A 12,258-nucleotide genomic window follows, 5' to 3' on the forward strand; every position below is an offset into this window, starting at 1 on the left:
CCGGTTAGTCGAGATTCGCTTCGATCCAGAACTGCATCGCCTCGCGGATAGCCTCGGCATTTTGCTGTCCACCGTAGGTGGCCGCAAAACGTGCATCTGCGACGTACAACTCGGACAGGCCGGTATACGCGGTGCGATCCGGGACTCGACCGGCCCAGTACTCGGTCACCCAACGATGATGCGCGGCAATCAGCGACTGAAAGCGTGCGCCGGAAGGATCTACTCCTGCGGCCGCGGCCTCGCGCAACGCTGTATTGATGTCAACGCTTCGCTGGCCATCGGCTTGGAGCTGGTCCTTGCTCATTTGTTCGCGACGCTTCGCGCTTCGCTCCCATGCGTCGTCGCCCCATCTGCCGCGTACCTCGGCTTCGTGCTGGCTCTGGTCGAATCCGTCGAAAATATCCTTGATGGTCATGCTCTTACCTTTCGTGACTGCGTCCAACGTGTGTCGAACGGCAGTGATTTGCTGAATGGTTCGGTCTCGACGCTCTTCCAGAAGCGCGAGATGGGTGGTGATTGCTTCGGCGAGCGTTCCATCGTCTTCTAGCGCGTTCTGGATTGTCGCGAGCGGAAGCTCCAACGCGCGCAGTGACAGGATTCGGTAGAGCCGTGATAATTCCGTCTCGCCGTAGAACCGGTATCCGTTGTGTGCGACTCGGGAGGGATGGAGCAGACCGATCTGCTCGTAGTGTCGTAACGTGCGACTGGTGAGCCCGGTCGCGCGGGCTACGTCTTTGATTGGCCACTCCGGCATTGCTGCGCTCCTTGGCTAGTTTTTGTTTGGGTTGGGTGTCTGCGCTACGGTAGTTTCGAATTTCCGTTGAGGTGTTCCTCGACCAAGTGTGTACTGCCACCTGATCTGCGAACATGTCAGCTGTGGTGAACTCCGGCGTTTCGAACGGCTAGGCGACTTAGCTGCGCTCGACCGCGCCTGCTGAGAAGGATGCCGTGGCCGTGCCTCGAACCGCGGTCTCTTGAGTTGCGAGGATGTCTTGATACTTTGCGCGGTGAAGGTGTACCAGGGCAGGAGTATTTTCCGGGCCGGGGATGGCTGCAAGGTTTACGAACCCAGCGTGTACGTACAGTGTTTGGGTGGCCGCGAGGTCGCAGATTGACCAGTTGATTGCTGGCGCGTTGTGTTTGGTCATAAATGTAACCCTGCCAGTTGACGTTACGTCAGAGTCAAGGGTTGAAAACGTTGGAGTCGTTAGTCGGGTCAAAACGAGATCATCGCCCGCCCAAGTCCCGCCTCGACGCCAGAATGAAATGCTCCCCAGAAGTTGGGCTGAGAAATCAGAAAGCAACATCGGGGGAGCAGGTCACAAAATATCGGGGGCTATGTAATCGATACAGAAAGTGGCGAAGCTTAGTTGCCCAGTTCCGCTTGATACTCGTCATTGCCCTGTTTGCGATCGAATAACCTGGCAGATGGTTTCTGTGCGTCTGGGGTAGCTACCTTCAAGACTTTGCCTGTCGACGAGCGTCCCGTTCTCGGATCACTGGTAGCTATGGGCATTGGTGCCCCACCACATATTCGTTTCCTTTGAGGCGTTCGGGTTTGCGGAAATGAAAATGGCACAAGAAGTTTACGTGTCTACCGGCAGGAAACTACTTGGCTGAGGTGAACTGGTGATCCTCTGCTAGCAGGATATTCAGTGCCAGGCCTTTCTTATCTTCTAACAGCCGTGCATCCCATTTGGTTTGCGCCAGGGCCAGTAGCTCCTCTGGATTCTGCGGGGTGACCGACTGCTGAACGAGGAAGCGAGCGACCTCTCCGCGGGTGTGCTTGGCAAAGTGCGAGACCACCTTCGGGGTGCCGTTGCGCATCTGGAATACGTTCACCGCAACGCTGTTTCCACTACTTGGCTTGTAAGCTGCCGCGTAGGTGCTTGACCGAGCATCCACGATCAGCTGATCGCCGGCAACCTCGTCAAGTACCGGGGTCAGCCGCTTTTTCCACCAGCTGGCCAGCTTGCCCAGTGGTTCAAGCTTGGCCGACATGGAAAGCCGGTACGGCGGGATTCTGTCGCCGAAGCGGACTGCGCCCCACAGGGCGGAAACCACGATGATGGAGTCATCTGCACGCTGTTGTGCCGCGGGATCTAGCGAGGAATAATTCAGCGCCTCAAAAAGCACACCCGAATAAATGTCATGCGCCTTCGCCGCGGGCTCGGTGTGCAGGTTAATGTTGCGCGCTACCTCCTTGGCCAGGGACGCTCCCACACCGAGCACCTCCATGGCGTTTTCGCGGGCCGAGACTTCGGACAGGGCCGCTAGCACCGCAGCTCGATCCTCTGTCAGCTGCGCAAAGGAAAGCTCACCGGAAACAAACGGTGCGCCGTGAGCATGAGCGGTTTTACCTTCGGAAGGTGGCAACAAAATAAGCACGCCTTCCAGCTTATCGGAGATCAACCGGGGTTCAGCGCAGGCAGATAGCTGGAACGAAGAGCTGATCATGTACGAATCACCGGCACCTAGCTACGCTGAGCACAGTAACCTGAACTCGTTTTTTGCAGTGAGGAAACATCATGAATGAATCTGCGCACAGCTCTTCCTCGGAGGAATACGACTTTGACCTGATAGTCATTGGTGCCGGCCCGGCAGGGGAGAACGCGGCCGATTACGCGGTCAAGCATGGGTTGCGGGTCGCAATCATTGAGTCTGAACTGGTTGGCGGCGAATGTTCCTATTGGGCGTGCATGCCGTCCAAGGCACTGCTTCGCAGTGGGCAGGCGTTGAATGCGGCACGCAGGTTACCTGGAGCAAAGCAGGCAATCACCTCACCGATCAACGTCGAGCAGGTATTAGCGCGACGGGATTCATTCGCCGGTGACTGGGATGACTCGGGGCAAACCGGGTGGCTAGACTCGGCGGGGATTGAGCTGATTCGCGGCCGCGGTGAACTTGTCGGTGCGCATCTTGTCCAGGTTGGACAGGCCCAGTATTCGGCGCTCGCCGTGGTGCTTGCTACCGGTTCGGTGCCGGCGCTGCCCAATATTGAGGGTTTAGTACAGGCCAAGCCCTGGGGCACCAGAGAAGCTACCGCGGCTAAAGAAATTCCCGCGCGCTTGATCATTATTGGTGCAGGTGTGGCGGGCACCGAGCTGGCCTTCGCCTTTTCTTCCCTTGGTTCACAGGTCACGATGCTCTCCCGCGGATCCTTGGTCAGTCGTGAGGAACCATTTGTTGGCAAATATCTTGCGAAAGCACTAGAAGTTGCGGGCGTTCAGTTCCTTCAGGGTGTCACCCCGGATCGTGTAGACCGAGACGCAGAGGGTGTGGTGAGCGTCCGGCTTGGGGACGGTAGGCAAATTTTCGCCGATCAGGTGCTGGTTTCTACCGGCAGGCGGGCTAATACCGCGAATCTTGGCTTGGCGGCACTGAACCTGGACCCCACGGCAAAGCTGAGTGTGGATGACACGATGCTCGTTGAGGGCTTCGACTGGCTTTACGCGGTGGGCGATGTGAATTCCCGCGCCGCACTAACCCATCAGGGAAAGTACCAGGCTCGCATTGCCGGTGAGGCGATCGCCGCGCGGCGCAACGGCGAACAGCTCTCGGAAAGGCAGTGGGGTAGCCACGTGGCGAGCGCTGATCACGTCGCCGTCCCACGAGTAATTTTTAGTGACCCGCAGGTCGCGGCCGTCGGAATGACCGAAGCGGAAGCGCGAGCTAAAAAACTCAACATCCGCTGTGTGGAGTACGAGCTGGGTGCAGTGGCCGGCGCCAGTCTGCACGCCGACGGGTATCAGGGCCATGCCAAGTTGGTCGTTGAGCAAAATCGCCAGGTGGTTATCGGGGCAACCTTTGTCGGTCAAGATGTCGCAGAGCTTTTGCACGCGGCGACTATTGCGATTGTCGGCGAGGTGGCTATGGACAGGTTGTGGCATGCGGTTCCCGCATACCCAACGATCAGTGAAATTTGGTTGCGCTTATTGGAGGAATATCATTTCGCTACGCCAAATGTGGCCAGCGGCTCGTAAGGCGAAGTCGGTGTAAGGAAACTGGCGGGGCTAGAATGGTTAACGAATGGGATGACTAGGCGATCGCGTGCCGTGCAAACGGCCCGAGGAACGTCCGGGCTCCACAGAACAGGGTGGTGGGTAACGCCCACTCGGGGTAACCCGCAGGCTAGTGCCACAGAAAATAGACCGCCAGGTTTTCCTGGTAAGGGTGAAACGGTGGTGTAAGAGACCACCAGCATTCCGGGTGACCGGGATGGCTTGGTAAACCCCACCCGGAGCAAGGTCAGACAGACTGCGTTATGAGGGCTGTTCGCCCCATGCAGTCGGGTGGACCGCTAGAGGCTGTCGGCAACGGCAGTCGTAGATAGATGATCGTCTTCGCGCAAGCGGACAGAACCCGGCGTATCGGTCATCCCATTCACTCACCACTCTGGTGAGATGATTCACAGGCGTCAGGCTCCGCTTCGCGGGTGCACCGTCTAGAATAGATACGTACTTGCGGGGATGATCCTGTTACCCCGCGCCACCGCAAAAGCAATGGTGCTTCTCACGGTGCCAACCGACTTTATGGATCTGGAAGTCGGCTGAAATGGAAGGATTTTCTGTGACCCAGCAGTCTGTCGTTGCCCAGGAAGAATGGAGCGGGCGCGAAGAGCTCGCCGAGGCCATGATTCCACTGATCGGACGTCTTAACCGCAAGAACAATGTGGTGACCTCGATCTACGGCCGTAAGTTGATCAACCAGTCGGCCATCGACATCATCAAGGCCCACCGCGTAGTGCGCCGGATTGATGGCAAGGAATTGGCGTTGACCACTACCATGCCGATCCTTGAAGCAATTGAATCCTTGAACGTTGGTTCGGTTTCCGTTGACTTGGGCCGCCTGAACAAGAAGTTCGTCGAATCCGGTTCGCAGGACCTGAACGCATTCCTCACCCAAGAATTGGGCGAAAAGGTCGGTCAGGCTGGCGCCACCGACGTTGAGCCACAGGACGTCGTGCTCTACGGATTTGGCCGTATCGGCCGTCTGCTGGCACGTATCCTCATCGAGCGCGGAGGCTACGGCCTGCGCCTGCGAGCCATCGTGGTGCGTAAGGGCTCGGATGACGACATCGTCAAGCGTGCTTCGCTGCTGCGTCGCGACTCGGTCCACGGCCGCTTTGACGGCTCGATCACCGTGGACGAGGCCAACAGCACCATCTTGGCCAACGGCACCCTGATCAAGGTCATCTACTCGAATGACCCAACCACCGTTGACTACACCGAGCATGGCATCAACAACGCCATCGTGGTGGATAACACCGGTCGCTGGCGCGATGAGGCTGGCCTGTCCCAGCACCTGCAGGCCAAGGGTGTTGCCCGCGTGCTGCTGACCGCACCGGGCAAGGGTGATCTGAAGAACATCGTCCACGGCATCAATGATTCCTGGATCACCGCCGAGGACAAGATCGTCACCGCCGCGTCGTGCACGACCAACGCGATCACCCCGATTCTGAAGGCACTGAACGACAAGTTCGGCGTCATCCACGGACACGTTGAAACCGTTCACTCGTTCACCAACGACCAGAACCTGATCGACAACTTCCACAAGGGTGAGCGTCGCGGCCGTTCGGCAGCGCTGAACATGGTGATCACCGAAACCGGTGCCGCCAAGGCCGTCGCCAAGGCCCTGCCAGAGCTCGAAGGCAAGCTGACCGGTAACGCAATCCGCGTGCCAACCCCAGATGTCTCCATGGCGATCCTGAACCTCAACCTTGAGAACGGGACCACCAAGGAAGAGCTGAACGCTTACCTGCGTGAGGCTTCGCTGACCTCCAGCCTGCACCGCCAGATCGACTACATCGATTCCCCTGAGGTGGTGTCCACCGACTTCGTCGGCTCACGCCGCGCAGGTATCGTCGATGGTTTGGCTACCATCGTCTCGGACAAAAACGCTATCGTTTACGTCTGGTACGACAACGAATTCGGTTACTCCTGCCAGGTAGTGCGCGTGATTGAATCAATCGCCGGCACTCACCCGGTAGCGGTTCCTGCAGTACAGGCTCAGCCGGCTTCCGTCTAAGTCTTAATGCATGCACGCAGCACCCCGATCCTTTTGTCTAAGGGTCGGGGTGCTGCGTTTTAAACCCGGGGTGGCTTGCTAAGATTTCCCTTATGGCCAGGCGTAATAATTTTAGTGTGACCGGTGTGCTCGCAGCGCTCGGGGTGTGTACCCTAGCGCTAAGCTCCTGCGCAACGGACGGTAGTGAGCTTGGACTGACGGCCGGCGAACCACGAGCCGTGGTGGGAGCGCACTCCATAGATGAGGCAGCGGCCAACGCGGCTGAAATCAGCGGTGTGCTGCTGCTTAGTGCGGGGCAGTGCTTCGAACTAAGCGATCCGGAGGGGCAGCCGGCCTTGTTGATATTCCCTTCCGAGGCTCACGTCTTGTCTGATGGGTGGCCTGGCATGAAGATTGCCGGTGAGGAATTCCGTGTGGGGGAGCACCTGAGTATTGGCGGTGGCTTCCATCAGTTGACGGACATGGATGCTGAAGCCGTGGAAAAGTGCCAGTCATCGGGCGAAGCCTTTATGGTTCAAGCCATTCCCCGCCATACTGCCGAGCCTGCCGGGACTTAACTAGTCGCAACGAACGCGATTCGAAAGTATGTTCTAATCATGTTTGCGCTGCGGTCTCCCGCCGATGGAGGATGGTAAGCCACCCTTTCTGAGATCCTGCACAATCCCTGCCAGAAGCCTGCGGGCCTATGCGTGCTAATCCCCAGTCATAGGTTCTTGACCGGCAGTTCTGTACTCACTCAGCGCGCTATAGCGGGTGGCAATCGGTGAGTAAGCCATTCCCGGCCCAGTCGGGGCTTTCCCGGCCCAGTCGGGGCTACCTGCACGGCTCATCGGCCTGCTAGGAGGCTCAAGGCACGGGGCCAATCGTGAGGTCCTGCTGCAGACCTGCGCGGATGGCCTGTTCTCACCCTTCTGGCCACGGGGACGCAAGTCCATCGGCTCTGAGACGCAAAAGCAGCGCCGGCCGATTCGATCGGCCGGCGCTGCATCAGCGGCAGGTAATTTTCAGACCTTAGTGCCCGAAAGGATCCTCATCGGTACCCGGCAGCCAGGTAATACCGGCTACGCCCCAACCCAGAGCCTTCTTCGCCTTGAGCCAACGCTTATCCCACCGTGGCACCAGCTTGTCTACGTAGAGCAAGCCGTCCAGGTGATCAAACTCGTGCTGCATGATTCGAGCAAACCATCCGGTCGCCTCGAATGAGACCGGCTTGCCAAACTCATCGACACCTTCCACCTTGGCGTATTCAGCACGCTTGAGCGGGAAATTCAGGCCCGGTACGGAAAGGCAGCCCTCGGCCTCTTCGTCGGGGTCCGGCGTCGCCTGTGAGACCTTGGAGAGCGTGAGTACCGGGTTGATGAGCACCCCGCGCTCTGGAGCCGTATCTTGATCAGCGTAGATGTAGGTAAAGATGCGCAGTCCGACACCGATTTGTGGTGCCGCTAGTCCGACACCGTGGGCCGCATCCATGGTGGCATGCATATCAGCGACAAGCTGACGCAACTGGTCATCAAATTCGGTGACCTCAGCTGCGCGTCGGTGCAGCACTGGTTCTCCATATACGGTGATTTGCCGAATGGGCACGTGATAGGTCCTTTCCCAAGGTGCTAAGAAGTCTTCTCCAATAGTTTCACGGCTGATCTTATTTGTGCCACTGCAACAGTCCATCAAAAGCTCGCGGGCCACTGTATGCGCCGCGAGGCTGATGGTGTAAACACCAACGGATAGCTCGCTGGCCCACGGGTTTTCCGCGGATTCACTGGCAGTCAATACTCTCTGCAGGCGACGAGACAGTAATCGCGGGGGCAGGAACACGTGACCAGTGACTCAGCATTAAACTTGCGAATACTCCGCATGGACCGGGAGCACAATATGGCTTTCGGCCGATATTCGAATCCATCTTCGAATAATCTTGAGCGGACCTGCTCGACGCTCTTGGAGTCTTTTAAATGTGGAAGGCCAACGACCCCATGTCGTCAGCCTTCCGGTGAGCTTCCTAGGCGCTCATCCTGATGCGAGTGACTAAAAAAGCGTTTCCCCAAAGGTCGAATTGTGAATCCCCCAAGATTCCCCATACATGCCTCGACCCTGTGAGGTTTAGTCTAGAGTGGCGTGGGCCCTATTTTTAGCAAAAGACCGGGACTAAGTATGCCTTTGCCAAGATACAGGTACCGAACCGGAAGTCTCGTCGAGAATTTCGTCGGTAATCGGCGTTGCATCGCTGACCGGAAGCAATTGGCGGCGATCGGTGATGCCCAGCTTCGTGTAGGAACGCTGCAAGTGTCCTTCGACCGTCCGAGGCGAGAGGAATAGCTCCTCTGCGATCTCCTGGTTGCTCGCGCCACGGGCTGCTAATACGCAGGTAGCGTACTCCCGCACGGTTAGCAGTGAGCGGACGATGCGCCCACGACCCAGCGACGGTGTGTTGACCTCTGCTAGCGGGCTAGCCAGTTCCGCAGAGAGAGCCACCAGCCGCGTCGCGAGCTTCCGCTGGCCCAAGTCTCTGGCCCGGACCGCGGCGCGATGGGCGACTTCACCTGCATAAAGCAGCCGGCCGGCCGAAACATGAGCTTCGGCTAGCAAGCGTACGTCTGCTTCGGTGGGCGAATCCATGACCCGCGCATACTCGGCGAACGTTTGCGCCATAGGCCCCTGAACCTGCGCGGCAGTTTCACTGAGCTGTGTCGCATCCTCTACGAGGTGCAGTCTCCAGGCGTCATGGAGCAATTGCATCCGTAGCAGCTTGCGGCCGAATTTATCGGCGAGGGCCAAGCATTGTGCCAAGTGTTCCTGCGCTGCCGCACGGCCTTCAAGCTCCAAGATCACGGGCAGCAGGTAACGCTGGGCCATGGGCCGCATGATCTGCCCCGCTACCTTGGGTGCGGCGCATGCCATGGCGTAGTAGCGACCCGCCTTTGCTGAATCGCCAACCATCACCGCACCGGCTGCGGCAAAGGACGCAGTGAAGCCCGCGACCAGGTATGGGTCGGACACCGAAATCAAAGCCAGGGCCTGCTCCAACGCATCCAGTGCGCGGAGCCCCAGCCCCTGTTCCAAGAACTCGACGCCCCAGCCTGACAAATAGTTCGCAGGATTCAATGCAACGCTCGTGAAGTCTATGCCGGCCAGTGTCTCGGCGAATTCCGGCCCACCGCCTCCGACGCTGGTCATCACCGCCAAGATTGCATAAACCAATTCGGACTGGACGGCAGGGGAGGACTTCTTCCAGAAATCCCCTTTAATCAATCCGGACAGCTCCTGGAGCGAGTCCACCGGTCTGCCGGCGTAGCAATCCTCGATGAGCACATGCGCTAGGCAAGCGGCGCGCAGTTCGGGGGTGATGCTTGAATCCGCCGCATACTCGCGTAGCTTCACGGAATCCATCGCCTGCTGCGCCCTGCTGAGCAGCAGCAATCGGTAGGCCCGGATCTCGGCCGGATTCTCCGGCCAGGAATCAATGATCTCCGTGGCCAAGTCGATGCGGCCCAATCCCGCAAAGGCAATATTGGCCGCAACACCACGCACTTTCGCACTGCCGGTACCGAACAAGGGCTTGAGCACCGCCAACGCTGCCTCCGCCTTGCCCAGCTCGTAAAGGGCGTCAGCCCGAAGTACCAGGATCTTCTCCAGCTTGCGCTCATCCGTGTATGACGAGTGCTCGATCGAATCGGTCAAGGCAATGACCTGCGCAAAATGCCTGGCCTCGGCCGATCCCACCACATCTTCGAATAGCTCGTCCGCTGAAACATCAAGCCCCAGCTGCACCCGATGCCCGGTGAACCATGCACGAGCCTGGGAAGTCAGCTGCTCGCGAGGGAACGCCTTGTCGGCGCGCTGGAGGTAGCCACGCAACTTGGTTTGCGTCAACGTGCTCAAGACCGTCTGCGGAGCCAGCCCGGAACTCAGTGCGACTGCCAATTCGCGCTCGCCGGTCGCGTCATCTTCGGATAGGACGACCAGCTCGACAAGCCTTGAATCCAGCACTTCGGGCAGTGCATCGCCGAGTAGCCGCTGGGCGAGCGGATAATGCAAGCGGCCCGTAACCGCCAGCAATTCGATGGCCTCGCGGATTTCGTGTGGCTGTTCATGCAGTCGGGAGGTGATGAGATCCGAAATCCTGGGTCCCTGAGGGATCCACCGCCGATCCAGGGTCCAATAGGATCTCTGCAGGGTCAGTGCATTCGCAGTTTGGGCATCCAAAGTCAGCTCGCGCAAATGCAAAGCGTTCCCGCCCGAGAATTCCAGGAGAGCTTCGACGGTGCTGGTATTCACCTGGCCGCCGAGCACGCCCTTGAGTGTGGCCTCGGCATCTTCATAGGACAGCACGGAAAGTTCCACGCGCTGGGTCTGCGGGCCGGCACGCAGATCCCGCAAGGACTTGGGGAGCCGGTGAACCGCGGTGGTTGCCATCACTAGGAGGATATTCCGTGTCAGGGATAGCTGTGCCAGCACGGCGGCGCTTTGCTCGTCGGTGTATTCTGCTTGGTCTAGGAATATGCACAGGGGTTGCTTTGAGGTGTACTGGAATAGCTCCGAAAGCATCACACCCGGGGTGAAGTTTGCGTTGCTCGTGGGTAACTGTGCGCAGAGGGCAGTCAGCATCGCGAAGGGAACACCCTGGATCGCCTTGGCAGCAGTGAGCCAATAGACGTTTCCGTCTGCCTCGGCGAGGAGCTGATGTGCGAAGGTCGTGCGTCCGCTCCCGTGTTGCCCAATGACAAATACCGCGGCCCTCTGGGCAGCCGCCGCACGTGCACTTTCGTAAGCACCTTGAAGCGATGGAAGCACCGCCGGTAGCGGGCTGAGCGGACCAGTCATAGGCTCAAGTTAGTACCGTCCAAGCCTGACGGTCAAGTAACCTATCTCAAAAGACAGGTAGCAGTGCGGGTAGGCGGCAGACGCTTGACTCGCCTATCCTACGCGTGCGCCTGATTCGGCGGTGCAAGGGAGGACTATAACCGGCTCCGGCTATGGTCCTGCGTCAGATATCCCCGCCTCTTTCACGAGAACGAAAATCGAGATCAGCAGTTCGCCAAGTTAAGAAAAAAATCAGCCTGATCCAAGTATTTCGTTTTGGATCAGGCTGATTGCCTTGGGGTGAGTAACGGGGCTTGAACCCGCGACCTTCTGGACCACAACCAGACGCTCTACCAACTGAGCTATACCCACCATAATTACTTTGCGACTAGTCGGAAGCTACAAGCTTCGGAACTCGTTTCAAGCAACGAGAAATACTATACATGTATCTGGGGTGAAACTAATAATCGGGGTGTCATCTAGCTAGAGCCATTTTAAGGAAAACAAAAAACGGTCTGATCCACAACTTTCGTTTTGGATCAGACCGTTTGTCTGGGGTGAGTAACGGGGCTTGAACCCGCGACCTTCTGGACCACAACCAGACGCTCTACCAACTGAGCTATACCCACCATGTTCACTTCGACACTAGTCATTCCGCTTTTGCGAGCTGATTTCGTATCTGGCAACGAGAAATACTATACACATATCGAGGGGGTGAGTGCCAACTTGAAAGCCCCCTAAATCGCTGTGTTGTGCATCACCTGCGATTTAGGGGGCTGACTAGTGCTTACTTTTCCCCGATGGCGCTTACCTGAGCGGCGATTTTGCGTGCCTGATCGCTAGTTGGTCCGGGGGAGGGCACCATGATGGCCGCCCGGTAGTAGCGAAGCTCGTCAATTGAATCCTGGATATCACCTAACGCACGGTGGTTGCCGGTCTTGGCGGGAGCCGCGTAGTGCGCTTTGGTGAACCAGCGTCGGCTCAGTTCCTTCAGGGTGGAGACGTCGATGATGCGGTAATGCAGGTGGTTAATGATTTCTGGCATGTCGCGAGCCAGGAAGTTCTTATCGGTGCCTACGGAGTTTCCTCCAAGCAGGGCCTTGTTGGGCTCTGGGACGTGCTTACGGATGTAGTCCATGACCAGGCGTTGGGCCTGTTCCATTTGCATTCCGCCGTCGAGTTCCACCAGCAAGCCGGAGACCTGATGCATATTGCGAACGAAGTCATCCATCTGTGCCAGAGCCGCATCATCAGGCTTGATGACCACCTGGATGCCCTCGTCAATGATGTTCAAGTCCGAATCGGTAATCAGTACCGCTACCTCGATCAACGCATCATTGACCAGGTCTAAACCGGTCATTTCGCAGTCGATCCATACTATTTTCTCTGAGTTACTAGCCACGGAACCAATCTACCCTCTGAATTGCTAGTGAG

Annotated in this window: 9 protein-coding genes, 2 tRNA genes and 1 other RNA gene; 4 read left to right on the forward strand and 8 right to left on the reverse strand. The window is 57.9% G+C overall.

The annotated features are described in order from the left end of the window. Nucleotides 1-4: 4 nt before the first annotated feature. The 3 genes from ACX5K5_RS07840 to ACX5K5_RS07850 form a co-directional block, all read right to left on the reverse strand. Nucleotides 5-754 (reverse strand): MerR family transcriptional regulator, encoded by a 750-nt coding sequence (locus ACX5K5_RS07840; protein WP_459175385.1) that lies wholly within the window; start codon nucleotides 752-754, stop codon nucleotides 5-7. A 157-nt stretch (nucleotides 755-911) separates the two neighbouring features. After that, on the reverse strand, nucleotides 912-1,148 hold the full coding sequence (locus ACX5K5_RS07845; RefSeq protein ID WP_459175386.1) for a hypothetical protein: 237 nt from the start codon (nucleotides 1,146-1,148) through the stop codon (nucleotides 912-914). A 460-nt stretch (nucleotides 1,149-1,608) separates the two neighbouring features. Then, nucleotides 1,609-2,388, reverse strand: coding sequence for a YaaA family protein (locus ACX5K5_RS07850; RefSeq protein ID WP_459175433.1), 780 nt, complete (start codon nucleotides 2,386-2,388; stop codon nucleotides 1,609-1,611). A gap of 140 nt (nucleotides 2,389-2,528) precedes the next feature. Here ACX5K5_RS07850 and ACX5K5_RS07855 point away from each other — a divergent pair, with 140 nt between their 5' ends. The 4 genes from ACX5K5_RS07855 to ACX5K5_RS07870 all read left to right on the forward strand — a co-directional run bounded on the left by ACX5K5_RS07855 (nucleotide 2,529) and on the right by ACX5K5_RS07870 (nucleotide 6,584). After that, the gene (locus tag ACX5K5_RS07855; protein ID WP_096253947.1) at nucleotides 2,529-3,983 is read left to right on the forward strand and encodes a dihydrolipoyl dehydrogenase family protein; all 1,455 of its coding nucleotides are present in this window, start codon (nucleotides 2,529-2,531) and stop codon (nucleotides 3,981-3,983) included. Between the two features lie 47 nt (nucleotides 3,984-4,030). Further along, an RNA gene (gene rnpB / locus ACX5K5_RS07860) (RNase P RNA component class A) lies at nucleotides 4,031-4,386 on the forward strand. 183 nt (nucleotides 4,387-4,569) lie between these two features. After that, nucleotides 4,570-6,027 carry a glyceraldehyde-3-phosphate dehydrogenase gene (locus ACX5K5_RS07865; protein WP_459175387.1) on the forward strand — a complete coding sequence of 486 codons (1,458 nt, stop codon included), beginning with the start codon at nucleotides 4,570-4,572 and terminating at the stop codon, nucleotides 6,025-6,027. 92 nt (nucleotides 6,028-6,119) lie between these two features. After that, nucleotides 6,120-6,584, forward strand: a complete 465-nt coding sequence (locus tag ACX5K5_RS07870; protein WP_459175388.1) for a hypothetical protein — start codon at nucleotides 6,120-6,122, stop codon at nucleotides 6,582-6,584. A gap of 454 nt (nucleotides 6,585-7,038) precedes the next feature. Here ACX5K5_RS07870 and def read toward each other — a convergent pair whose 3' ends face one another. The 5 genes from def to orn all read right to left on the reverse strand — a co-directional run bounded on the left by def (nucleotide 7,039) and on the right by orn (nucleotide 12,226). Then, entirely contained in the window at nucleotides 7,039-7,611 is a 573-nt protein-coding gene (gene def / locus ACX5K5_RS07875) for a peptide deformylase (protein ID WP_459175434.1), read from the reverse strand. A gap of 558 nt (nucleotides 7,612-8,169) precedes the next feature. After that, nucleotides 8,170-10,845: a helix-turn-helix transcriptional regulator gene (locus ACX5K5_RS07880; RefSeq protein WP_459175389.1), complete on the reverse strand. Its 2,676-nt coding sequence runs from the start codon at nucleotides 10,843-10,845 to the stop codon at nucleotides 8,170-8,172. Nucleotides 10,846-11,120: 275 nt separating this feature from the next. Then, nucleotides 11,121-11,196 (reverse strand) — tRNA-His (locus tag ACX5K5_RS07885). 181 nt (nucleotides 11,197-11,377) lie between these two features. After that, nucleotides 11,378-11,453 (reverse strand) — tRNA-His (locus ACX5K5_RS07890). Nucleotides 11,454-11,611: 158 nt separating this feature from the next. Beyond that, nucleotides 11,612-12,226, reverse strand: coding sequence for an oligoribonuclease (gene orn / locus ACX5K5_RS07895; RefSeq protein WP_188685883.1), 615 nt, complete (start codon nucleotides 12,224-12,226; stop codon nucleotides 11,612-11,614). Nucleotides 12,227-12,258 lie beyond the last annotated feature (32 nt).

Source organism: Glutamicibacter bergerei, assembly GCF_054495185.1.